This window comes from Pseudomonas sp. DCA-1 (assembly GCF_046523955.1).
GTDB classification, from domain to species: domain Bacteria; phylum Pseudomonadota; class Gammaproteobacteria; order Pseudomonadales; family Pseudomonadaceae; genus Aquipseudomonas; species Aquipseudomonas putida_Y.
Map to the genome: position 1 here is coordinate 1,741,304 of NZ_CP169881.1, position 21,560 is coordinate 1,762,863.

Consider the following 21,560-nt stretch of genomic DNA (forward strand, 5'->3'; position numbering starts at 1 on the left):
TGCAAGCGCTAAGGGAGGTGGCGTGGCAGGATGACTTAGCGCAGCCATGAAAACATGGCGCAGATCACAGCGTGATCCGTGTGGGAGCGGGTTTACCCGCGAAGAATCACCGCGGTGGATGGCACGGGCTTCGCCCGTGTTCGCGGGCAAGCCCGCTCCCACACAGATCGCGCCAGCTTTTAGACATTGAGCAAGACAGTTGCTGCCACAACGATTGCACAATCTTTTATTTGAACACCTTCTTGAAGAACGCCTGCATATCCGCCCAGGAACGCTCGTCCGCTGCCTTGTTATAGCCAATGTCCGGCCCCCCATGCTCACCATGGCTCAGCCGATCGGCATCGGGGTTGGTGAAGCCGTGCTTGGCCCCTTCAATGTTGACGAACTGGTAGTTGACCTTGGCCGCATCCATTTCCGCCTTGAACGCGTCCACCTGCTGTTGGGTGACCATGCTGTCCGCAGCGCCATGTTCAACCAGGATGTCCGCGCGCACTACGCCAGGCTTGGCCGGCGTTTTGGTGGACAACGCGCCATGGAAACTCACCACGCCGTCCAGTTTCTCTCCACGACGTGCGGCATCGAGCACCACCTTACCGCCAAAACAGTAGCCGACAGCGCCCAGTTGATGCTTGTTCACATTCGGCTGCTTTTTCAACAGGTCCAGGCCCGCGTCGAAGCGCGCTGCGGCTGCGGCCGGGTCCTTCATCGCTTCGGCCATGAATGCCTGGGCATCCTGCGGGTGCTCGGTGTGCTTGCCATCGCCATACATGTCGATGGCCAGCGCTTTGTAGCCCAGGGCGGCAAGATCTCTCGCGCGGCGCTTGGCATAGTCGTTCAGGCCCCACCATTCATGCACCACAACGATGCCTGGGCGTTTGCCGTCCAGCGCATCATCGTAGGCGTAGTAGCCGACGAGGCGGTTGCCATCGTCGTCCTGATAAGGAATCTCACGGGTCACTACCGCCGCTTGGGCGAGGGCGGCGCTGCACATCAGGGTCAGGGCCAGCAGGGCTCGCATGTTCACTACTCCTTGTTTTGCTGTCGGTTCGTTCAGCCGGGGTTCAGCCAGGGTTCAGTCGCGGTTCAGGGTGCCCTGATTACTCTAGCTTCCAGACCGAAACAGCGCACCCAACTGGAGTACCCAGCCATGAAAACCTTCAATACCCTGCTTGCCGCCATGGCCGTTTGTGCCGCTGGCATCACCACCGCCCAGGCCGCGGACGACAACTTCGCCAGCCTCACCTACGGCCAGACCAGCGACAAAGTCCGCAAGTCCGGCCTGCTGCAACGTAACACCGACCACCTCAATGCCGACGGTATTATCGGCAAGGACGATACCTGGGGTGTGCGTCTGGGCAAGATCAACGACCAGGGCCGCTACTACATGACTTATGACAACGTCTCGGGTGACCACAGTGGCCTGAAGTTGCGCCAGGAAAACCTGCTGGGCAGCTACGATTTGTTTCTGCCGGTGGGCGATACCACCAAGCTGTTCGGTGGGGGCAGCCTGGGTGTGACCAAGCTCACCCAGGACTCGCCCGGCGCCAGCCGGGATACTGACTACGGTTATGCCTACGGTCTGCAGGCCGGTGTGATCCAGGACATCACCGACAAGGCCTCGGTCGAACTGGGCTACCGTTACCTGCGCACCAATGCCGCGACCGAGGTGGGCGCACATGGCGGGCCGAAGGACGGCACCCTGCGTCTGACCAGCAGCGCCCAGACCTACCTGGCTGCTTCATACAAGTTCTGACGGACGAGCCGCGTTATCCTGTACTGGCCTCTTCGCGGGCACGCCCGCTCCCACAGGCGCTGCACAAACCTCAGAAACCGTGCAGTGCCTTTGGCTTCACAGGTGCTGCACAAGTTTCAGAAACGGTGCGATTGCTGTGGGAGCGGGCGTGCCCGCGAAAGGGCCGGTACAGGCAATACACATAAGGAGCTGCACATGAAACTGCTGGTGGTCGAGGACGAAGCCCTGCTTCGCCATCACCTCTACACCCGCCTGGGCGAAAGCGGCCATGTGGTCGAGGCGGTCGCTGACGCCGAAGAAGCGCTGTACCAGGCCGAGCAGTACCACTTCGACCTTGCCATTATCGACCTGGGCCTGCCCGGTATCAGCGGCCTGGAGCTGATCACGCGCCTGCGCAGCCAGGACAAGACCTTCCCCATTCTCATCCTCACGGCCCGTGGCAACTGGCAAGACAAGGTCGAGGGCCTGGCCGCCGGTGCCGACGACTACCTGGTCAAGCCGTTCCAGTTCGAGGAGCTTGAAGCAAGGCTCAATGCCCTGTTACGCCGCTCCAGTGGTTTCATCCAGTCGACCATCACCGCTGGCCCCTTGGTACTTGACCTCAACCGCAAGCAGGCCACCCTCGACGAACAAGCTTTGGCCCTGACTGCCTACGAATACCGCATCCTCGAATACCTCATGCGCCATCACCAGCAGGTGGTGGCCAAGGATCGCCTGATGGAACAGTTGTACCCAGGTGACGAAGAGCGCGACCCCAATGTCATCGAAGTGCTGGTTGGCCGCCTGCGCCGCAAGCTTGAAGGCGAGCACGGCTTCAAGCCCATCGACACGGTGCGCGGCCTGGGCTACCTGTTCACTGAGCGCTGCCGATGATCCGCTCGCTGCGGGTGCGCCTGATGCTGGCCGCCGCAGTGTTGGCGCTGCTGTTCATGCTGGCGCTGCTGCCGGCTTTGCAGAAGGCCTTCAGCCTGGCTTTGCAGGAATCGATCGAGCAGCGGCTGGCCTCTGATGTAACCACGCTGATTTCCGCTGCGCGTATCGAGCATGGCCGGTTGCAGATGCCGACACTGCTGCCGGACGAGCGCTACAACCTGCCCTACACAGGCCTGCTCGGCTATATCTTTGACCGCGACGGCAAACTGGTCTGGCAGTCGCGTGCCACCGCCGACCGGCACATCAACTACCAGCCGCGCTATGACGGGCGCGGCAACGAGTTCGACCGCATTCACCAGTCCGATGGCGAAGAGTTCTTCGTGTACGACGTCGAGATAAAGCTGCTGGGCGGGCAGAGCGCCGCCTACAGCATTGTCGCGCTGCAGCCCGTGAGCGAGTACAAGGCCACCCTCAATGGCCTGCGCGAAAAGCTCTACCTGGGGTTCGGCGCTGCATTGCTGGCGCTTATGGTGTTGTTGTGGGCAGGCCTGACCTGGGGGCTGCGCTCGTTGCGACGCCTCAGCCACGAACTGGATGAAGTGGAATCCGGTGCACGTGACGGCCTGAGCGGCGAGCACCCACGCGAGTTGCTGCGCCTGACCCGCTCGCTCAACCGTCTGTTGCGCAGTGAGCGTGAGCAGCGCACGCGCTACCGTGATTCGCTGGACGACCTGGCGCACAGCCTGAAGACGCCGCTGGCGGTGCTACAGGGCGTGGGTGAAAGCTTGCAGCAGCGCAGCGGCGAGCGCGAGCAGGCGCGGGTGCTGCAAAGCCAGATCGAACGCATGAGCCAGCAGATCGACTATCAGCTGCAACGCGCCAGCCTGCGCAAGAGTGGCCTGGTACGCCACAGCGTATTGCTGCGGCCGTTGCTCGACAGCCTGTGCAGTACCTTGGCAAAGGTTTACCGGGAAAAACGTGTGGACGTGGTGCTGGAGTTGCCGGCCGCGGCGCAGGTACCGATGGAGCAGGGCGCGTTGCTGGAAATGCTCGGTAACCTGCTGGAGAACGCCTACCGGCTGAGCCTGGGGCAAGTGCGGGTGAGCCTGGTGAAGGCGCCGGGGCATCTGACCTTGTGCATCGAGGACGACGGGCCGGGCGTGCCCGCCGACCAGCGTGAACGCATTCTGGAGCGTGGGGAGCGGCTGGACAGCCAGCACCCGGGGCAGGGCATCGGGTTGGCAGTGGTCAAGGATATCGTCGACAGCTATGACGCCGTGCTGAGCCTTGGCGATTCTCCGCTGGGAGGCGCCGCGTTCAGGATTACCTTCAACCTGGATTGACTCGTAGCCAGTGCCGCCCATTCGCAGGTAAATCCGCGAATGGGCGGCACTGGCAATTCATAATGGGCGGATTTCCGCCATTCCTCCCTGTACAAATTCCGCCACCGGGCGGAAATCCGCCAATCCGCCCTGGGAATATCGCCCTGTCGTTGGGCATTTATCCCTAGTAAATACGGGCCTTGCACCCTTCATGGGCATTTTGGCACCACCCTTGCTATTGATCCTCGCAGAGGCCTGCCCAGGCAGCTCGAACACAACGACAAATCCCTCCAAGTGCAGGAGGGTTAGCGATTCAGGTGCCCCCATCACTCTGGGAAGGGTGAACCGGCACACTTGAGGAAAATTAGCCATGACGACACGTCAGCCGCTGTACAAATCCCTGTATGTTCAGGTGTTGGTCGCCATCACCATCGGCATCCTGCTCGGCCACTACTACCCGGAAACGGGCGTTGCCCTCAAACCCTTGGGTGACGGCTTCGTCAAACTGATCAAGATGGTCATCGCCCCGATCATCTTCTGTACCGTGGTCAGCGGCATTGCCGGCATGCAGAGCATGAAGTCGGTCGGCAAAACCGGCGGCTACGCGTTGCTGTACTTTGAAATCGTCTCCACCATCGCGCTGATCATTGGCCTCGTCGTCGTCAACGTGGTCAAGCCAGGCGCTGGCATGCACATCGACGTCAGCACCCTGAATGCCAGCAGCGTGGCTGCCTACGCCGCCGCCGGCTCGCAGCAGACCACCGTCGGCTTCCTGCTCAACGTCATCCCCAATACGGTCGTCGGCGCGTTCGCCAACGGCGACATCCTGCAAGTGCTGATGTTCTCGGTGCTGTTCGGTTTCGCCCTGCACCGCCTGGGCAGCTACGGCAAGCCGGTACTGGACCTGATCGACCGCTTCGCCCATGTCATGTTCAACATCATCAACATGATCATGAAACTGGCACCGGTCGGCGCGTTTGGCGCCATGGCCTTTACCATCGGCCAGTACGGTGTCGGCTCGCTGGTGCAGCTGGGCTACCTGATGGCCTGCTTCTACATCACCTGCCTGCTGTTCGTGCTGGTGGTACTGGGCGGTATCTGCCGTGCCCACGGCTTCAGCGTGCTCAAGCTGATCCGCTACATCCGTGAAGAACTGCTGATCGTGCTGGGTACTTCGTCCTCGGAGTCGGCCCTGCCGCGCATGCTGGCCAAGATGGAGCGCCTGGGTGCCAAGAAATCGGTAGTCGGCCTGGTTATCCCTACCGGCTACTCGTTCAACCTGGACGGTACCTCGATCTACCTGACCATGGCTGCGGTGTTCATCGCTCAGGCCACTGACACCACCATGGACATCACTCACCAGATCACCCTGCTGCTGGTACTGCTGGTGGCTTCCAAGGGGGCTGCCGGCGTTACCGGTTCGGGCTTCATCGTGCTGGCCGCGACCCTGTCGGCTGTTGGCCACCTGCCGGTTGCCGGCCTGGCGCTGATCCTCGGCATCGACCGCTTCATGTCCGAAGCCCGCGCCCTGACCAACCTGGTGGGCAACGCCGTTGCCACTGTGGTGGTGGCCAAGTGGGTCAAGGAAATGGACGACGACAAGCTGGCTTCGGAATTGGCCTCCGGTGGTGCGCCGTTGATCGATACCCGCCCGACCGACGACCTGGGCGTGGCTGAAGGCCCGGCTCGTTGATAGCTAGTTGAAATGAGAAAGGCGACCCAAGGTCGCCTTTTTCGTGTCTGCGCGGTCCCTTGTGGGAGCAACTGTCTTGCTCAATTTCTAAAAGCTGGCGCGATCCCTGTGGGAGCGGGCTTGCCCGCGAACACGGGCGAAGCCCGTGGCCCTCAGCCCAGTACCACTTCCAGCACCCGGATGACGTCCGGCTGCGGGTAATGCCACCTTACTTGCACATCCCAGAACTTCACCCCGTACACCCGCTCAGCCGGTGGTATCTGGTAGGCCGGCCGTGGGTCCTGCGCCAGGCATTGCTCGATCAGTTCCACCAGCGGCTCGCTCAGGCGCAGCGCATGCTCGCGGGCCTGGAGCAGGGCGTTGTCAGCCCAGTGCACGGCAATTGCCACCGGCGCAGCATTGGCCATCTGGTTGCTGGCGCCAGCGATGCTGTCGGCATAAGGCACATACGGCTTGATATCCAGCACCGGCGTGCCGTCGAGCAGGTCGATCCCGGACAGCAGCAGGCGTCCGGGCTCCACGCCCTCCAGGCGTACCACCGACTGGCCGATGCCGTTGGGCCGGTGGGTTGCGCGCGTGGCGAACACCCCCATGCTCTTGTTGCCGCCCAGACGCGGTGGCCGCACTTTCAGACGCGGCTTTTCTTCCAGGGCCTGGTGGAACAGAAACAGCAGCCAGACATGGCTGACCTGCTCCAGGCCTTCGACCGCGTCACCTTGATCGAACGGCGGCAACAGTTCGAGTACGCCACGGGCGGCAGGTGCCAGCTGTGGCTGGCGCGGAATGGCAAACTTTTCCTTGAAACAGGAACGGACGATGCCGACCGGGACAACCGTATGCTGCATGGCCACTCAGCCGCGCACGCGCAGGGTCAGGCCCTTGAGGAAGTTGCGCAGCAACTGGTCGCCACACGGGCGGTAGTTGTCGTGGCCAGCCTTGCGGAACAGCGCGCTGAGCTCAGGTTTGCTGACCGGGAAGTTGACCGACTTGAGAATCGCGTGCAGGTCGTCTTCCTTGAGCTCAAAGGCCACACGCAGCTTCTTGAGGATCAGGTTGTTGGTTACCGGCAGCTCAATCGGCTGCTGCGGGCGGCTATCGTCCTTGCCTCGGCGGTAGATCACCAGGCCGTCAAGGAAGTGCGCCATCACCCGTTCCGGGCAGCGCACGAAGCCTTCCTCTTCTTCTTTTTTCAGGTAGGTGGCCAGCACCAGAGGATGCACTTCGAGGCCAGAGAGCCCAATGATCTCGGCCATCTTGGCGTCGTTCACCTTGAGCATGTAGCGCAGGCTGCGCAGGACGTCGTTGTGGTTCATTGCAGCAGAATCCTGTTCAGGTGCCGCGCGTTCCGGCGCGGCGTATTGCTTAAAAACGTTCGGAGGTAGCCAGGTAGCGCCATTGGCCCAAGGGCAACTTGCCCATCGACACACCCCCCAGGCGAATGCGTCGCATGCTTAAAAGCTCCAGACGCAGGTAGGCGCATAGCTCGGAAATCTGCCCTGGTTGTGGGTTTTTCAACACCATGCGCAAGTGTGTCTCGTTCTGCCAGCTGGCCTTGGCCTTAGGCAATTCGCGGTCATTGCGCATGGCCCCGCGCGCCAGGCGTTCCAGCGCCTGGGGGGTGGTCTCGCCGCGCACTTCAATGATGAACTCCTGCTCCAGGCGACGCAGGTCGGCTTCGATCTTGCGGGATACCCGCCAGTCTTGGGTAAACACCTGCAGGCCGCTGGCGCCAGGCTCCAGCGGTGCCACACAGGCCTGCCGGGCAAAATGCCCGTGCAGGGCGCGCACGCCTTCGCGGTGGGCTTCGCTGAGGCTGCCCATGTTCATGCTGGCGCGGGCGTCTTCACTGTCCATGCCGGCTGGCTGGTTCAGCAGCAGGGTCACCGGCTCCAGGGTTTCGGCACGGGCGCCCGGCAGCAGCTCGACGCGCTGCTGCTCAACCTTGAACTGCGGCTGCTCAACCACCACGCCATCGACCGTTACCCAGCCTCCTTCAATGTACTGCTCGGCCTCGCGGCGGGAGCAGCCGAGCTGCTCGATGAGGCGTTTGGACAGGCGGACGGGTTCGGACATGGGGCAATTCGCAAGGCAGGGAAAGGCCTCCATTGTACCTGCCTGCAAGCGGTAGATGATGGGAATCTGTGTCAGATGCGCCATTTTGGACACATAGCGCGGCACATTCAGGCGCCGCCTCAAGGCACTGTGCGCATTAGCCTCATGTGCAGCAGAGGGTAGGGCTGGCCCAGGCCGTCGGTTTCCGAACGGCCGATGACCTCGAAACCTTCATGCAGGTAGAAGCCCAGCGCTCTCGGGTTCTGTTCGTTGACGTCAAGGTACTCGGCATTCAGTTCGCTGATTGCATAGCGCAGCAGGCGCTTGCCTACCCCTTGGCCGCGGTAGCCAGGTGCGACGAACAGCATGTCTATCCGCCCGTTGGCGACACCGGCGAAACCACAGATGCGCTGGCGGTCCTTGCAGCAGATCAGCATCACTGCGTCGAGATACCGGCGCAGCACATGCTCGCGCAGTAGCAGGATATAGCCCTCTGGCAGAAAGTCGTGGGTGGCACGTACCGAATCCTCCCACACTTGTACCAGCTCGCTGTAGTCGCTCAAGCGCGGGGTTTGCAGCGTCAGTAGCGCAGGCATGCCGGCGTTCCTCTGGGGCGATAGGGAAAACATAGCAGGCCAACCACCGGTCGGCTTGTTCGCTTGGCGCTTGAGACCTGGGGAGTGACGGTCTATTAATTAAGCGTGGGAAAAAATCCCACGTAAATATAAGTTCAATCTGAAACTGGATTCCTGACTGATTTGGCGTTCTCGTGGCGAAGACCTGGAGGCGGACTATGCAAATCCACCTGCTGTTCAAGAAGGCGTTACTCGCGGCAGCTGTAGCTGGCGTGTTATCGATGTCCATTGCCTTGATCCCTGACTCGATTTCTCATGGCACCAGTGCTTACGCTAAAGATGGCGGCGGCGGCGGCGGCGGCGGCGGCGGTGGCGGTCATGGGGGAGGCGGTGGTGGCCATGGTGGCGGTGGAAGTGGCGGCGGCGGTGGTCACGGTGGCGGCGGAAGTGGTGGAGGCGGTGGTCACGGTGGTGGTGGAAGTGGTGGCGGCGGTGGTCACGGTGGCGGCGGAAGTGGAAGTGGTGGCCACGGCAGCGGCGGTGACGGTGGTGGCCATGCCGGCAACAGTGGCAGTGGCCACGACGGCAATTCAAACGCTGGGCGCAGCAGCAACCATGCTGAAGCAGGTGACGATCATGGTAATCATGTCGGCGGTGAGCCTGGGGATGATCACGGTAATCATGTTGGTGGTGAACCTGGTGATGATCACGGCAACCATGTGGGTGGCGAACCGGGTGATGACCACGGTGTTCATGCCGGTGGCGAGGCCGGGGATGACAACAGCAGAAGCTGATTGGTACTGATCCGAAGTGGTCCATACAAAACCCAGCGGACGGGTTTTGTATGAGCAGGTTCTGGCCTGCCTGCCTTTGTCACGTCATTTCCAATGAGCGCTGACAGCTTTTTCCTCGCCCAAGCCGGGACATGATTGCGGTTTGCGTGGGATTTATTCCCTCGCCTTATACTGGGTGCCTCTGTCAAGGAATGCCCTCAATGCAATCGCCTGTTTTACCCCCGTCGATGCTGAGTGCGCTGCGGCGTGTCATGCGCCCGCTGGTGCGCCTGATGCTGCGCAAAGGGGTCACCTACACGATGTTCACCGACCTGCTCAAGGAGGTGTTCGTCGATGTAGCCCATCGCGAGTTTCGCCTGAACGACACTGCGCCAACCGACAGCCGTATCAGCCTGCTTACAGGCGTACATCGTAAAGATGTCCGGCGGCTGCGTAATGAGGGCGACACTGCACGTGCGACCCTGCCGGATAACATCACGCTAGGTGCACAGCTGGTCAATGTGTGGACCAACACCCCACCATTCTGCTCGGCGCCCGGCCAGGCGAGGGCGCTTGCACGGCTAGCCAGTGTGGGTGGCGATTGCTCATTCGATGCCCTGGTCGCCAGGGTCAGCACCGATATCCGCGGTCGGGTGGTGCTGGACGAATGGCTGCGCCTGGGCGTCGTGCGGCTCGATGAGCAGGATTGCGTGCACCTGGAAGCCCATGCATTCGTGCCACAGAAGGGTTTTGATGAAAAGGCTGCGTACTTCGGCCACAACCTGCATGACCATGCCTGTGCTGCGGTGCATAACCTCAGCGGCGAAGGCCAGCCGTTTTTTGAGCGTAGCGTGCACTACGATGCCTTGAGCCCGGCCAGCGTCGAGCATCTGCGTGACGTGGTAGCCAAGGATGGCATGCAGACACTTCTTGCCTTCAGCCGACTTGCAGCTGAGTTGGAGAGTGTTGATGAGCCCGGTATCGAACAACGTCAGCGCATCACTGTCGGGCTTTATTTCTACACTGAAGCTACCGATTCCGATCCGTCGAAGACACCCGGGCCATGACACTTTTTGTGCGCTACCTCAGTGCTGTCACGTTTGCCCTGGTTTTCGGGTGGAACCTGATGGTCCCGGGCGAGGTGGCTGCAGCGCCGGTATGTGTCAGCCGTGACGAAGTGGGTATGGCCGGTGCCGCGAGTCTGCAGTTTCCCGGCGGCATGGGCGGCACCGGTGTGCGCAATGAAAATGGCGGCGTCGGTGGCACCGGTGCCCCAGTTCAGCAACGCCCTGGGGGTACAGGCGGCACAGGTGCAGTGGCGGATGGTGTGGACGGTACCGGTACGCCGATCCTGCACCCGGGCGGTACTGGAGGGACTGGTATCGTCGGTACCATCACCGGATTTGCCTCGATCTGCGTCAATGGCATGGAAGTGCACTATGGCAAGGACGTACCGGTGAGTGAAAACGGCGCACCTACCAGCAGTGGTCAGCTGGCGATCGGGCAGGTGGTGGCGGTGGAGGCATTCGCCACCCAGCGCGGCCTGCAAGCGGGGCGCATTTCGATCCTCAACGTCTTCGAAGGGCCGTTGACGGCGCTGCCCAATGCCTCGGCCCCCCTGCGGGTCATGGGGCAACCTGTGCGGTTGGCCGCTGGCGCGCGGGTGGCTGAAGGGCTGCGCCCTGGTGAGCCCGTGAGGGTCAGCGGCCTGCGCGATGCCCGGGGAGAAGTAGTGGCCACCCGCATCGAACGGGCACCGGGGTTGAGGGAGGCCAGCGCCATCGGCGCGGTTGATCGCACTGGCAGCCTTCAAGGGTTGAAGTTGGGTACCCGTGTGGCGCCTGCTCGTGAATTGCTGGTGCGCGGCCAGTGGACCGGGCGCCAGCTTGAAGTGGCGCAAACCCGTCCAGACCCGAGCCTGCCTTTTGCTGGCCGTGTCCAGCAGGCGGTGGTTGAAGGGCTGGTGCAGCGCACACAAGCTCGGCAGTTGGTGGTCGCAGGTATCAATGTGACGTTGGGGCAGGGCACCGTAATTGTCGGCAGGCAGCCAACGGCGTTGGCGCTCGATCAACGTGTGCGGGTGAGCGGGGTGCTCAATGGTACTCATGAGCTGCGGGCAACCCGCGTGGAACTCCAGGACGACCGTGTAGACAATCCCGGCAGAAGCCAGTCGGGGCACGGTAGTGAGCATGACAAAAGCAGCTCCGGCGGTTCCAGCAGCGGTCATGGCGCAAGCGATGCGACCAACGATCGCGATGAAAGTAGTGATGATCACAGTGGGCGCAGCGCCGTCGACGGCTCCGGTAGCCATGGCAGCGTTGACAAGTCGGGAGCGTCGGCACACCGCGACACCTTGGAGCGGTCGGCCCGCAGCAACAGCGGAAGCTCCGATCGGGTTGAAAAGGTTGAAGTCGAAAAAACCGGGAAGGTTGAAAAAGTAGAGAAGGTCGAAAAGCCCGACAAAGTCGAGAAAGTCGAGAAAGTCGAGAAAGTCGAGAAAGTCGAGAAGGTCGAGAAGGTCGAGAAGGTCGAGAAGGTCGAAAAAGTCGAAAAAGTCGAAAAAGTCGAAAAAGTCGAAAAAGTCGAAAAAGTCGAAAAAGTCGAAAAAGTCGAAAAACCTGAACGGGTCGAAAAGGTGGAGTTACCAGAGAGAGTTGAGAAGGTGGAAAAAGTCGAGCATCCAGAGCGATCCGGGCGTTAGCCAACTAGGCTGTGAAAATCCGACCATGCTTCCCGAAAGCGTACTGAGGTGCAAATGAGACCCTCGCTCGCTCTTTTCGCCTGTTTGCTCTCATGCACCTGTGTGTCGGTGCAGGCTGATACCTTCAGTGCCGCCATTGGCATGGACTATTCAAGTGGCGACTATGGCACCGGCACCACGTCGGAAATCTGGTATTTGCCAGTGGTCGGCAAGTATGAGAGCGGCCCCATGACTTACAAGGTTACCGTGCCCTGGTTGCGTATCACCAACCCCGAAGTCGGCCCCAATGGTGACCCCTTGCCCGGTGGTTGCCGAGACGTGGAGAGCGGGTTGGGTGACACGGTTGCCAGCGTCGCCTATGCATTGCTAGATGGTAGTGACGGCGGCCTGATGCTGGACCTGATCGGCAAGGTCAAATTCCCCACCGCCGACGAAGACCAGTGCCTGGGCACCGGACAGTACGACTACACCACCCAGGTCGACATCACCAAGGGCTTTGGCTCGGTCACCGGCTTCGCGACACTGGGTTGGAAGAAATTCGGCGACCCGCCCGATAGCGATTTCGACGACCCGGTATTTGCCAGCCTCGGTTTTGCCCTGCCGGTGGCGGTCGGTACTTCGGCCGGCGCCTCCTACGATTGGCGGCAGAAAGTGGTCTCGACCGGGGCGCAGATCAAGGAGCTTACCTTGTTCCTCACCCACAAGCTCAACCCGCAGTGGAAAGTCCAACTCTACGCAGTCAAAGGCTTCTCGGATGCCAGCCCGGATGCCGAGGGCGGCCTGATGCTGTTCCACACGTTCTGACAAAAAAGCCCCTGCACCGGTCATTCCCTAATGGAGAGCGCCGGGGCAGGGGCTTTGCAGGCTTCAGCCGTTTTAGATGGGTTCAGCCCACATGTCGTATTCGTCGGCATCCACTACACGGCAACGCACTTTGTCGCCTGGTTTGAAACCATGGTCGCCATCGATGAACACGCTGCCATCGATTTCCGGTGCATCGAAGAAGCTGCGGCCAACCGAGCCTTGTTCTTCAACTTCGTCGATCAGCACGTCGATTTCCTTGCCGATACGCAATTGCAGGCGGGCAGCACTGATGGCCTGCTGGTGGGCCATGAAGCGGTCCCAGCGCGACTGCTTGACGTCGTCCGGTACTTCTTCCAGGCCCAGGTCGTTGGCCGGGGCGCCTTCTACCGGCGAGTACTGGAAGCAGCCCACGCGGTCGAGCTGGGCTTCGGTCAGCCAGTCCAGCAGGTACTGGAAGTCTTCCTCGGTCTCGCCCGGGAAGCCGACGATGAAGGTGGAGCGGATCACCAGCTCAGGGCATTGCTCGCGCCAGTTCTTGATGCGTGCCAGGGTGCGGTCTTCGAAGGCAGGGCGCTTCATCGACTTGAGCACTTTCGGGCTGGCGTGCTGGAACGGGATGTCCAGGTACGGCAGGATCTTGCCGGCAGCCATCAGCGGGATCACGTCGTCAACGTTCGGGTAAGGGTACACATAGTGCAGGCGTACCCAGGCGCCCAGGCTGCTCAGCGCTTCGCACAGCTCGAGCATGCGGGTCTTGACCGGGCGGCCGTTCCAGAAGTCGGTCTTGTACTTGACGTCGACGCCGTAGGCGCTGGTGTCCTGGGAAATCACCAGGATCTCCTTGACCCCGGCCTTGACCAGGCGCTCGGCCTCACTCAGCACTTCACCCACCGGGCGGCTGACCAGCTTGCCGCGCATCGACGGGATGATGCAGAAGCTGCAGCTGTGGTTGCAGCCTTCGGAGATTTTCAGGTAGGCATAGTGGCGCGGGGTCAGCTTGACGCCCTGTGGCGGCACCAGGTCGATCAGCGGGTTGTGGTCCTGACGCGGTGGCACCACTTCGTGAACGGCGTTGACCACCTGCTCGTACTGCTGTGGGCCGGTGACCGACAGCACGCTTGGGTGCACGTCACGGATGTTGCCTTCCTCGACGCCCATGCAGCCGGTGACGATGACCTTGCCGTTTTCCTTGATTGCTTCGCCGATCACTTCCAGCGATTCGGCCTTGGCGCTGTCGATGAAGCCGCAGGTGTTGACCACCACCACGTCGGCGTCCTCGTAGGTGGGCACGACTTCATAGCCTTCCATGCGCAGCTGGGTCAGGATGCGTTCAGAGTCGACCAAGGCTTTTGGGCAACCCAGGCTTACGAAACCTACCTTGGGGGTGGCGGGCGTGGTGGACATGACTAACCTCGGTATTGAATGCAGGTCGCCCGGCCGGAATCGGGGGCGAACTTGACGGGCGCTTTTGGCGCCTCTGATCAAAAAGTGCGCAATTCTAGCGAGCGCAAGGGCGCTTGACCAGCAGAAATACGACGAACGCTGCGCTATGCTTCGCGCCGTTGCGCCGGGGGGCCTTCAAGGGCCTGGCGGCAAAGTGATTACCAGGGGCCGTGAGGGCCGTTTGCGGGAGGGGGGCGATGGTTCAGGCAATTGGTCACGCTGAGGTAAGGTGAGTTTCCTGTCGAGCTGTGTGCTTAAAAAGCGCTACTGTGGGCTTTTGTATACTTAGCTCAATGCCGCAAGTACGTGCTCAGGATCGTTATGAATCGCTCGAAGCAAGGCACGAGCTGGTCCTTCAGGCTCGCGACGGCCCTGTTCCCAATTCCGTAAAGTCCCTACTGCGACATCAATACGTTTGGCAAACGCAGCCTGTGAGAGGCCGGTGGCTTGACGAATCTTTTTGACTTGAACTGCGTCTACGTGGAATTCACGCGAGGGCTGACGCTCACCGCGATCGATCTCATCCATCTGAGTCATGCTTTCCACAAGACGATCGAAGAGATTCTTATCCATTATTTCCACCCTTTGTTTAGTGCGCGAAGCTGCGCTTTCTGACTGCTCGTCAAGGTATCCACGATTCCCTTGCGATAGATCAGAATCATACGGATCTGGTGGGCTGCAGTGACATGGTAGTAGATCACTCGTACACCCCTACTCTTGCCCTTGCCCTTGGCTGCCCAGCGGATTTTTCTGAGGCCGCCGGTTTCCTCTAGGAGAGAACCTGCTTCGGGATGCTCGGCCAGATAGGCCTGCAAAGCCCGGTATTCTTCATCATCCAGATGCTCCTTGAGATCGGAGGTGAATACTGGGGTCTCGATGAAGATCATGCAGTCCCTTGTGTGCGTCAATGGCGTAGCTGGATGATAGGGGGTTCGTCTACGTTGTACAAGGTGGCGCCTGTGTCAGCGTGTGATTTTCTTGATTAGGGGATGAGCGGTATAGGAGAGGTAGGATCAACGTTCAAGTATAGATTGAGAGTCATCAGGGCAACCCAAGCCTTCCAAACCGAAACCTGCCTTGGGGGTGGCGGGCGTGGTGGACATGACTAACCTCGGTATTGAATACAGGTCGCCCGGCCGGAATCGGGGACGAACTTGACGGGCGCTTTTGGCGCCTCTGATCAAAAAGTGCGCAATTCTAGCGAGCGCAAGGGCGCTTGACCAGCAGAAATACGACGAACGCTGCGCTATGCTTCGCGCCGTTGCGCCGGGGTGCCTTCAAGGGCCTGGCGGCAAAGTGATTACCAGGGGCCGTAAGGGCCGTTTGCGGGAGTGGTCGATGGTTCAGGCAAGCAGTCACGCTGAGGGCGGGCACGAGGGGAAGCAGGGGGCGTCGCGGTCGGTGGGCCTGCTCGTGGCGGCGGTCGGTGTGGTTTATGGCGATATCGGCACAAGTCCGTTGTACACCCTCAAGGAGGTCTTTACCGGCGGCTATGGGGTGTCGGTCAACCATGATGGCGTGCTGGGGATCCTGTCGCTGATCCTGTGGTCGCTGCTGTGGGTGGTGTCGTTCAAGTACGTGATGTTCATCTTGCGTGCTGATAACCAGGGTGAGGGCGGCACCATGGCGCTGACTGCACTGGCGCGGCGGGCCACGGCGGCCTACCCGCGGCTGCGCACGCTTATGGTGATCTGTGGCTTGATCGGCGCTTCGCTGTTCTATGGTGACAGTATGATCACCCCGGCGGTATCGGTGCTGTCGGCGGTGGAGGGCGTAGGCCTGGCCTTCGACGGTATCGACCACTGGGTAGTGCCAATTTCGCTGGTGGTGCTGGTGGCACTGTTCCTGGTGCAGCAGCACGGCACCGAGAAGATCGGCAAGCTGTTTGGTCCGATCATGGTGACTTGGTTCGTGGCGCTGGGCGCGTTGGGTGTGCATGGCATCTCGCAGAGCCCGGAAGTGCTCAAGGCGTTCAACCCGGGCTGGGCAGTCAACTTCTTCGTGGTGCACCCAGGCATCGGCGTGGCCATTCTCGGCGCGGTCGTGCTGGCGCTGACCGGTGCCGAGGCGCTGTACGCCGACATGGGGCACTTTGGCCGCAAGCCGATTGCCCGGGCCTGGTTCATCCTGGTGCTACCGGCGCTGCTGCTCAACTATTTTGGCCAGGGTGCACTGCTGCTGCAAAATCCGGAGGCGGCGCGCAACCCGTTCTACCTGCTGGCGCCGGACTGGGCGCTGCTGCCCTTGGTCGGGCTGGCCACCATGGCCACGGTTATCGCCTCGCAGGCGGTGATTTCCGGGGCCTTCTCCCTGACCCGTCAGGCCATCCAGCTGGGCTACATCCCACGTATGCACATTCAGCACACCTCAAGCGACGAGCAGGGGCAGATCTACATTGGTGCGGTGAACTGGACGCTGATGGCGGGCGTGGTCCTGTTGGTCATCGGCTTCGGGTCGTCGGGCGCTCTGGCGGCTGCCTATGGGGTTGCGGTCACCGGTACCATGCTGATGACCACCATTCTGGTATCCGCGGTGATGCTGCTGCTGTGGAAGTGGCCGCCGCTGCTCGCAGTGCCGATTCTGGTCGGCTTCCTGTTAGTCGACGGGCTGTTCTTCGCCGCCAACGTGCCGAAAATCGCCCAGGGCGGTGCCTTCCCGGTGTTGGCCGGCGGTGTGCTGTTCCTGCTGATGAGCACCTGGAAGCGCGGCAAGCAGATTCTGGTCGAGCGCATCGATGAAGGTGCGCTGCCGTTGCCATTGTTCATCAGCAGCATCCGCATTCAGCCACCGCACCGGGTCGAGGGTACGGCAGTGTTTCTGACTGCGCGCTCCGATGCCGTGCCGCATGCGCTGTTGCACAACATGCTGCACAACCAGGTGCTGCACAGCCAGGTGGTGTTGCTGACTGTGGTCAGCGAAGACCGGCCCCGGGTGCCGGAACATGAGCGTTTCGAGGTGGAAGCCTATGGCGACGGATTCTTCCGTGTGTTGCTGCACTTTGGGTTCATGGATGAGCCGGACGTGCCTGCCGCGTTGAAGCTGTGCCATCTGGATGGCCTGGACTTCACGCCGATGCGCACCACCTACTTCCTTAGTCGCGAGACGGTGATCGCGTCACGGCTGGAGGGGATGTCGCGCTGGCGGGGCAACCTGTTCGCGTTCTTGCTGAAGAATGCCAACGGCAACCTGCGCTTCTTCAACCTGCCGTTGAACCGGGTGATCGAGCTGGGGACGCAGGTCGAGATCTGAATTGGGTTATACGGTACTGTCAGGGCCGCAGAGCGGCCCTGATGCCTGTCAATTCTGCTCAGCTACGCGGGACTTGCCTTGGCGCGTCTCGATCTCGCCAATCAACCGCTTGGCGAGTGCCGGGTAGTTCTCGTCGAAGTGGTGCCCGCCAGGCAGTTTGAGGTGCTCACCTACTGCCGTGTTTTCCGTGCAACCGCTTTCGTCGGTTTCCTCTACGCCATACACGCAGACGACCTTGGGTGCTGGCAGCTTGGCCATTTCCGGCCCGGTTGGCGCTTCCTGGCCTTCCTTGCCCAGCCAACCCTCGACCTCGATCTCGAAACTGCCACTGCGCGCAAAGGCCAACAGCATCACCGCGTCGATACGCTGTTGGTCCTCGACCGGCAGGCGGTTGTAGATCGCCGGCAGCACATCGGCGCCGAACGAATAGCCGGTCAATACGAAGCGCTTGGTACCCCACTTCTGCCGGTAGTGATGCATCAGCTCGGAAAGGTCGGCGGCGCTTTGTTCCGGGGTCTTGTGCTGCCAGTAGTAGCGTAGCGTGTCGATGCCTACCACCGGGTAACCCAGCTTGGCCATTTCCCCGGCCACGTCGCGGTCCAGGTCGCGCCAGCCGCCATCACCAGAAAGGAACAAGGTGACCGTGTCTGTCGTTTGCCCGGCCGGCACCTCGACCACCGGCATGGCCAGTGCGTTACCGTCATGGCCGACCAGGGCTTGGGTGAGTTGCGCCTTGAGCACTTGTGGCAAGTGGATGTCGTAGTCGCTGATGCTGGTTTCGGCGTTGGCCTGGTCGCGCACGAACGCGGCGCTGGCGTCATCCGGGTTGTCGTTCCAGGCGACGTTCCAGTGGCCATGGGCAGCCGATTTGGGCAGCGGTGCCTGGCAGCCAGGCTGTTCGAGGGTGAAGCCCACGGAAATGGCCCGCGCCTTGTCATTGTCCTGGCTGGCCAGCCAACGCCAGGCCTGAGCGGCACCGGGGCCGATACCTGCGACCAGGGTCGGTTTTCCTGGCAGTTGCGCCAGCGCCTGGTCCATGGCCTGTTGCTGCTTGCTGCAGTCATTAGGCGGCAGAATTACCTGCACCAGCTGGGCTTCACCGGCCTGGCTCAGGTCGAGCAGTTGCTTGCCCGTCAGTGCCTGGTCTTGTGGCACACCGATGGCCACCCGGACCTTGGGGTGCACACCAGGGGTAACAAGGGTGATGCTGGTGTCATTGATGCTCATTTGTTCCAGGCGTGCCTCGGGGGCCGGGCGCGTCCACAGCCAGAAGGCCAGCGCGCCACCCAAGGCGGCCAGCAGCAGGGGAACCAGCAGGTACAGCCAAAAGCGTCGGGTCATCAGCGTTTCACCAATCCAGTCAGGCCGCCTGCAATCAGGGCGGCGGTGTCGGCCAGTGCCACCAGCGGGTCGAGCCCGGCTGGCACGGCCATGTAGCGGGGTTCCCAGTCCGGCTGGAACTTGTCCTTGAAGCGTCGAAGCCCCTGGAAGTTGTAAAGCTGTTCACCACGGCGGAACACCAGTGAACCCAAGCGCTGGGTCAAGGGGGCGCCACGCCTTGGTTGCAGACCGGACAGCGGTACCATGCCCAGGCTGAAACGCCCGTAGTCATGGCTTTTGTAGTGCAGGATCAAGCCGATCATCATGAATTCCATGGTCAGCTTTGGCGCTTCGGGGTGCGCACGCATCAGGTCGAGGCTGGCCAGCTCGTTTCCATGGGTTTCCAGCAAGTTGGCGAAGGCTACCGGGCGGCCCTGGAAGCGAATCAGGGCTATGCGGAAGTGTTGCAGGTAGTCCGGGCTGAAGCGCCCCAGCGAAAAGCCTTTCTCGCGCACGCTCTTGCCGCCGAGCCAGGCATCGGAAATTTCCTTCAGCTCAGCCAGCGGAGCGTGGCCGGGCTCATGGATCTCAAGGCTCAGGCCATCGCGTCCGCCGCGGTTCCAGGTGTAGCGCAGGTCCTTCATCTCCTTGCCTTTGGCTTCAAGGTCGAAGCGGCGCAAGTCGACCCGGGCTTCTTCGCCCAGCTTCAATGCGGTCAGGCCGATGTCCATATAGAACGGCAGGTTCTCCGCACGCACCTGGTAGAACACTGGCCGTGCGTTATGCAGGTCGCACAGGTCGCGGAACTGCCAGATCATCTCGGCGCGTTCCTGGGCCGGGCCTATTGGGTCGTACAGCGCCACCAGGCTGCGGCCGCGCCGGGCGTACATGAGGAACGCATTATCACGCGGGTGGAACAGCAACGCCTTGTCGCCAGTCAGCGCCAAGCCACCGTCGGGCTGGTCGGAGGCCTGCAGGATACGGTTGGCGCGTTGCAGCTCTTCTTCATCGGGCAGGTGGATCACCGGCGGCGCCGTGCGCAGCAGCCACGTCAGTGCCACGGCAGCCAGTAGCAAGGCGCTGCCCATGGCGGCGCGCAGACCCCGTGGAGCGTCGGCATCCAGGGTGAACTGCCACCATAGCTGATGGCTGTAAGGCACATCCTGGTAGGCGAACAGCAGCAACCACACCGATGCGCCTACCGCACAGGCGCTGGCCACCAGGAACACCGGCGAGAAGGGTAGCTCCAGCAGGCGGCTGGGGCGATAGAACGAGCGGCGGAATAGAGCGAGCAGGGCAGCGGTGAAGGTCAGCAGGCAAGCCTCTTCCCAGTCAAAACCCTTCAACAGCGACAGCAGGGCGCCGACCAGCAACAGTACGGTGGTCAGTAGCCAGGCGGCGGACAGGCGCCGACGCAGGCCTTGGGCCAGTAGCAGGCATAGCACACCGATCAGGCTGGCGCCGAAATGAGAGGCATCGATCAGCCGGTGTGGCACCAGGAAGCCCATGTGCTCCAGACGCGTGTCTATCTCCGGCGTGGCGCCGGAAAACAGCAGCACCATGCCGGACAGGAACACCAGAATCGACAGGACCGGTGCGGCCAGACCCGAAGCGGCCTTGATGGCCTGTTGTGCAAACAGCAGGCGTCGGGCTTCATTGGCCAGCAGCAACACGCAGGCCAGCAGCAGTGGCAGTACCACATAGATCAGCCGGTACAGCAGCAAGGCAGCGGCCAGCGGTGCGGCACCGAGTTGGTCGGCAAAGGCCGCCAGCAGGATCGCTTCGAATACCCCGACGCCGCCCGGTACGTGGCTGAGCACGCCTGCAGCCAAGGCCAGCAGGTACACCAGCACAAAGGCGCCGAAAGGAGGGGCTTCTGGCAGCAACAGGTAGAGCACGGTGGCTGCCGCCGCCACATCCAGCGCGGTAATCAGCAGTTGCAGGACCGCCAGGCGCGCATTGGGCAGGCGAAGTGTGCGCCGGCCCAGTTGAACGAGCAGGTTATCGGCCAGTGGTTGCTCGGCCAGGCGTCGGCGGTACAAGCCAATGACCAGCAAGGCAGACAGCACCAGCACGGCGCTGGCGACAGCGGCCAGCAGGCCGGGCGCCAACCCGAGTGCTGTCGAGGCCGCCGGCAGGTTGCTCAATGTCGCCAGGGCGGCCAGTGGCGGCAGCGCGCAGCCCAGTGACAGGCTGGCAAACACGGTCATGCGTGCGACCTCGCCAGCACCAAGGCCCAGGCGTGCGTACAGGCGATAGCGAACCGAGCCGCCAGAGAGCATCGACAGGCCGATGGCGTTGCCGATGGCAAAGGCGCTGAAACCGCCCAATATCAGGCTGCGTGCTGGCAGTTTCACGCCCGCATAGCGGCTGGCCGACCACTCGTAGCCCAGCAGGATCACAAAGCCGATCACCGTTGCCAGCAAGGCGCCCAGCAATGACTGGGTCGGCACGCTGAGCATCGCATCGTGCAAGGCATAGATGTCCAGCTCGTTCAGCAGGTGGCGGCAGGCAATCAAGGCCATCGTGAACAGTAGCAGGGTCACCATCAGGCCTATGGGCTGGCGGTAGCGACTTAGGCGTTCGAGCAAGGGCAGGCGCTGCACAGCACCGGGTAGCGCCGTAGCGAGTGGCACCGGAGGTTCGGGATTGTGCGAAGTCATGAGATGCCCCGGGCATGCTGCGCGAGGTGAAGGAGAGGTGCGGCCAAGTGAAAGTCCCTTAGGAAAACGTATCCAATGTTACTCCGGCCTCAGGCGTTTGCAGCTGCCTGGCACGGTTAAAGATAGTTCATCCTGGATACGGCATCTCAAGCCTGCGAGTTGGCATGAGGGTAGGGAAAATCGAGGCGACAAGAATCAGGAAGGTATAAAGCAACAAACCCCGCGCTGCTTTACACAGGCGGGGTTTGTTCTGACGAATATGGTTGCGGGAGCCGGATTTGAACCGACGACCTTCGGGTTATGAGCCCGACGAGCTACCAGGCTGCTCCATCCCGCGTC

At 61.7% G+C, this 21,560-nt stretch carries 19 protein-coding genes and 1 tRNA gene; 9 read left to right on the forward strand and 11 right to left on the reverse strand.

Annotated features, from left to right (window positions below; genetic code table 11):
* Positions 1 to 226: 226 nt before the first annotated feature.
* Positions 227 to 1,018 carry a dienelactone hydrolase family protein gene (locus ACE4QZ_RS08310; RefSeq protein ID WP_021783309.1) on the reverse strand — a complete coding sequence of 264 codons (792 nt, stop codon included), beginning with the start codon at positions 1,016 to 1,018 and terminating at the stop codon, positions 227 to 229.
* Positions 1,019 to 1,147: 129 nt separating this feature from the next.
* Here ACE4QZ_RS08310 and ACE4QZ_RS08315 point away from each other — a divergent pair, with 129 nt between their 5' ends.
* The 4 genes from ACE4QZ_RS08315 to ACE4QZ_RS08330 all read left to right on the forward strand — a co-directional run bounded on the left by ACE4QZ_RS08315 (position 1,148) and on the right by ACE4QZ_RS08330 (position 5,641).
* Positions 1,148 to 1,753 (forward strand): outer membrane beta-barrel protein, encoded by a 606-nt coding sequence (locus ACE4QZ_RS08315; protein ID WP_010952338.1) that lies wholly within the window; start codon positions 1,148 to 1,150, stop codon positions 1,751 to 1,753.
* Between the two features lie 195 nt (positions 1,754 to 1,948).
* Positions 1,949 to 2,626 carry a response regulator gene (locus ACE4QZ_RS08320; RefSeq protein WP_021783310.1) on the forward strand — a complete coding sequence of 226 codons (678 nt, stop codon included), beginning with the start codon at positions 1,949 to 1,951 and terminating at the stop codon, positions 2,624 to 2,626.
* Positions 2,623 to 3,969, forward strand: coding sequence for an ATP-binding protein (locus ACE4QZ_RS08325; protein WP_103444802.1), 1,347 nt, complete (start codon positions 2,623 to 2,625; stop codon positions 3,967 to 3,969). Before ACE4QZ_RS08320 ends, ACE4QZ_RS08325 begins: the two co-directional genes overlap by 4 nt.
* Positions 3,970 to 4,318: 349 nt before the next feature.
* The gene (locus tag ACE4QZ_RS08330) at positions 4,319 to 5,641 is read left to right on the forward strand and encodes a dicarboxylate/amino acid:cation symporter (RefSeq protein WP_021783312.1); all 1,323 of its coding nucleotides are present in this window, start codon (positions 4,319 to 4,321) and stop codon (positions 5,639 to 5,641) included.
* Between the two features lie 152 nt (positions 5,642 to 5,793).
* Here ACE4QZ_RS08330 and tsaA read toward each other — a convergent pair whose 3' ends face one another.
* The 4 genes from tsaA to ACE4QZ_RS08350 form a co-directional block, all read right to left on the reverse strand.
* A complete protein-coding gene (gene tsaA / locus ACE4QZ_RS08335; protein ID WP_028698166.1) occupies positions 5,794 to 6,486 on the reverse strand; it encodes a tRNA (N6-threonylcarbamoyladenosine(37)-N6)-methyltransferase TrmO in 693 nt (230 codons plus the stop codon).
* Positions 6,487 to 6,492: 6 nt separating this feature from the next.
* Positions 6,493 to 6,954, reverse strand: a complete 462-nt coding sequence (locus ACE4QZ_RS08340; protein ID WP_021783314.1) for a DUF1456 family protein — start codon at positions 6,952 to 6,954, stop codon at positions 6,493 to 6,495.
* A 49-nt stretch (positions 6,955 to 7,003) separates the two neighbouring features.
* Positions 7,004 to 7,714, reverse strand: a complete 711-nt coding sequence (locus ACE4QZ_RS08345) for an rRNA pseudouridine synthase (RefSeq protein WP_103462104.1) — start codon at positions 7,712 to 7,714, stop codon at positions 7,004 to 7,006.
* 119 nt (positions 7,715 to 7,833) lie between these two features.
* Positions 7,834 to 8,289, reverse strand: a complete 456-nt coding sequence (locus ACE4QZ_RS08350) for a GNAT family N-acetyltransferase (protein ID WP_021783316.1) — start codon at positions 8,287 to 8,289, stop codon at positions 7,834 to 7,836.
* Between the two features lie 294 nt (positions 8,290 to 8,583).
* Between ACE4QZ_RS08350 and ACE4QZ_RS08355 the strand changes: the two genes are divergently transcribed.
* From ACE4QZ_RS08355 to ACE4QZ_RS08370, 4 genes are all read left to right on the forward strand, one after another.
* Positions 8,584 to 9,072, forward strand: a complete 489-nt coding sequence (locus ACE4QZ_RS08355) for a hypothetical protein (RefSeq protein WP_410480429.1) — start codon at positions 8,584 to 8,586, stop codon at positions 9,070 to 9,072.
* 190 nt (positions 9,073 to 9,262) lie between these two features.
* Positions 9,263 to 10,108 carry a DUF6502 family protein gene (locus ACE4QZ_RS08360; RefSeq protein ID WP_021783318.1) on the forward strand — a complete coding sequence of 282 codons (846 nt, stop codon included), beginning with the start codon at positions 9,263 to 9,265 and terminating at the stop codon, positions 10,106 to 10,108.
* Entirely contained in the window at positions 10,105 to 11,742 is a 1,638-nt protein-coding gene (locus ACE4QZ_RS08365) for a DUF5666 domain-containing protein (RefSeq protein WP_410480430.1), read from the forward strand. The genes ACE4QZ_RS08360 and ACE4QZ_RS08365 overlap by 4 nt, the downstream gene beginning before the upstream one ends.
* Positions 11,743 to 11,796: 54 nt before the next feature.
* Positions 11,797 to 12,546: a hypothetical protein gene (locus tag ACE4QZ_RS08370; RefSeq protein ID WP_033738921.1), complete on the forward strand. Its 750-nt coding sequence runs from the start codon at positions 11,797 to 11,799 to the stop codon at positions 12,544 to 12,546.
* Between the two features lie 72 nt (positions 12,547 to 12,618).
* Here ACE4QZ_RS08370 and rimO read toward each other — a convergent pair whose 3' ends face one another.
* The 3 genes from rimO to ACE4QZ_RS08385 form a co-directional block, all read right to left on the reverse strand.
* A complete protein-coding gene (rimO, locus tag ACE4QZ_RS08375; protein WP_021783321.1) occupies positions 12,619 to 13,950 on the reverse strand; it encodes a 30S ribosomal protein S12 methylthiotransferase RimO in 1,332 nt (443 codons plus the stop codon).
* Positions 13,951 to 14,274: 324 nt separating this feature from the next.
* Positions 14,275 to 14,562: a helix-turn-helix domain-containing protein gene (locus ACE4QZ_RS08380; protein ID WP_103462107.1), complete on the reverse strand. Its 288-nt coding sequence runs from the start codon at positions 14,560 to 14,562 to the stop codon at positions 14,275 to 14,277.
* Positions 14,562 to 14,876, reverse strand: a complete 315-nt coding sequence (locus ACE4QZ_RS08385; protein ID WP_103462108.1) for a hypothetical protein — start codon at positions 14,874 to 14,876, stop codon at positions 14,562 to 14,564. The genes ACE4QZ_RS08380 and ACE4QZ_RS08385 overlap by 1 nt, the downstream gene beginning before the upstream one ends.
* Before the next feature lie 451 nt (positions 14,877 to 15,327).
* Between ACE4QZ_RS08385 and ACE4QZ_RS08390 the strand changes: the two genes are divergently transcribed.
* Positions 15,328 to 17,238 carry a potassium transporter Kup gene (locus ACE4QZ_RS08390; RefSeq protein WP_021783322.1) on the forward strand — a complete coding sequence of 637 codons (1,911 nt, stop codon included), beginning with the start codon at positions 15,328 to 15,330 and terminating at the stop codon, positions 17,236 to 17,238.
* A gap of 48 nt (positions 17,239 to 17,286) precedes the next feature.
* On the opposite strand, the gene ACE4QZ_RS08395 is transcribed toward ACE4QZ_RS08390, so the two are convergent.
* From ACE4QZ_RS08395 to ACE4QZ_RS08405, 3 genes are all read right to left on the reverse strand, one after another.
* The gene (locus ACE4QZ_RS08395) at positions 17,287 to 18,579 is read right to left on the reverse strand and encodes a virulence factor family protein (protein ID WP_084850355.1); all 1,293 of its coding nucleotides are present in this window, start codon (positions 18,577 to 18,579) and stop codon (positions 17,287 to 17,289) included.
* Positions 18,579 to 21,221, reverse strand: a complete 2,643-nt coding sequence (gene mprF / locus ACE4QZ_RS08400) for a bifunctional lysylphosphatidylglycerol flippase/synthetase MprF (RefSeq protein ID WP_103444798.1) — start codon at positions 21,219 to 21,221, stop codon at positions 18,579 to 18,581. The genes ACE4QZ_RS08395 and mprF overlap by 1 nt, the downstream gene beginning before the upstream one ends.
* Before the next feature lie 260 nt (positions 21,222 to 21,481).
* Positions 21,482 to 21,558 (reverse strand) — tRNA-Met (locus ACE4QZ_RS08405).
* Positions 21,559 to 21,560 lie beyond the last annotated feature (2 nt).

Bases quoted from the DNA above. Each gene is read 5' to 3' on its own strand.
- ACE4QZ_RS08325 (WP_103444802.1), top strand. From the start codon at position 2,623: ATGATCCGCTCGCTGCGGGTGCGCCTGATGCTGGCCGCCGCAGTGTTG.
- ACE4QZ_RS08330 (WP_021783312.1), top strand. From the start codon at position 4,319: ATGACGACACGTCAGCCGCTGTACAAATCCCTGTATGTTCAGGTGTTG.
- ACE4QZ_RS08340 (WP_021783314.1), bottom strand. From the start codon at position 6,954: ATGAACCACAACGACGTCCTGCGCAGCCTGCGCTACATGCTCAAGGTG.
- ACE4QZ_RS08310 (WP_021783309.1), bottom strand. From the start codon at position 1,018: ATGCGAGCCCTGCTGGCCCTGACCCTGATGTGCAGCGCCGCCCTCGCC.
- ACE4QZ_RS08370 (WP_033738921.1), top strand. From the start codon at position 11,797: ATGAGACCCTCGCTCGCTCTTTTCGCCTGTTTGCTCTCATGCACCTGT.
- mprF (WP_103444798.1), bottom strand. From the start codon at position 21,221: ATGACTTCGCACAATCCCGAACCTCCGGTGCCACTCGCTACGGCGCTA.
- ACE4QZ_RS08355 (WP_410480429.1), top strand. From the start codon at position 8,584: ATGGCACCAGTGCTTACGCTAAAGATGGCGGCGGCGGCGGCGGCGGCG.
- ACE4QZ_RS08385 (WP_103462108.1), bottom strand. From the start codon at position 14,876: ATGATCTTCATCGAGACCCCAGTATTCACCTCCGATCTCAAGGAGCAT.
- ACE4QZ_RS08365 (WP_410480430.1), top strand. From the start codon at position 10,105: ATGACACTTTTTGTGCGCTACCTCAGTGCTGTCACGTTTGCCCTGGTT.
- ACE4QZ_RS08360 (WP_021783318.1), top strand. From the start codon at position 9,263: ATGCAATCGCCTGTTTTACCCCCGTCGATGCTGAGTGCGCTGCGGCGT.
- ACE4QZ_RS08395 (WP_084850355.1), bottom strand. From the start codon at position 18,579: ATGACCCGACGCTTTTGGCTGTACCTGCTGGTTCCCCTGCTGCTGGCC.
- ACE4QZ_RS08320 (WP_021783310.1), top strand. From the start codon at position 1,949: ATGAAACTGCTGGTGGTCGAGGACGAAGCCCTGCTTCGCCATCACCTC.
- ACE4QZ_RS08380 (WP_103462107.1), bottom strand. From the start codon at position 14,562: ATGGATAAGAATCTCTTCGATCGTCTTGTGGAAAGCATGACTCAGATG.
- ACE4QZ_RS08350 (WP_021783316.1), bottom strand. From the start codon at position 8,289: ATGCCTGCGCTACTGACGCTGCAAACCCCGCGCTTGAGCGACTACAGC.
- ACE4QZ_RS08315 (WP_010952338.1), top strand. From the start codon at position 1,148: ATGAAAACCTTCAATACCCTGCTTGCCGCCATGGCCGTTTGTGCCGCT.
- ACE4QZ_RS08345 (WP_103462104.1), bottom strand. From the start codon at position 7,714: ATGTCCGAACCCGTCCGCCTGTCCAAACGCCTCATCGAGCAGCTCGGC.
- rimO (WP_021783321.1), bottom strand. From the start codon at position 13,950: ATGTCCACCACGCCCGCCACCCCCAAGGTAGGTTTCGTAAGCCTGGGT.
- ACE4QZ_RS08390 (WP_021783322.1), top strand. From the start codon at position 15,328: ATGGTTCAGGCAAGCAGTCACGCTGAGGGCGGGCACGAGGGGAAGCAG.
- tsaA (WP_028698166.1), bottom strand. From the start codon at position 6,486: ATGCAGCATACGGTTGTCCCGGTCGGCATCGTCCGTTCCTGTTTCAAG.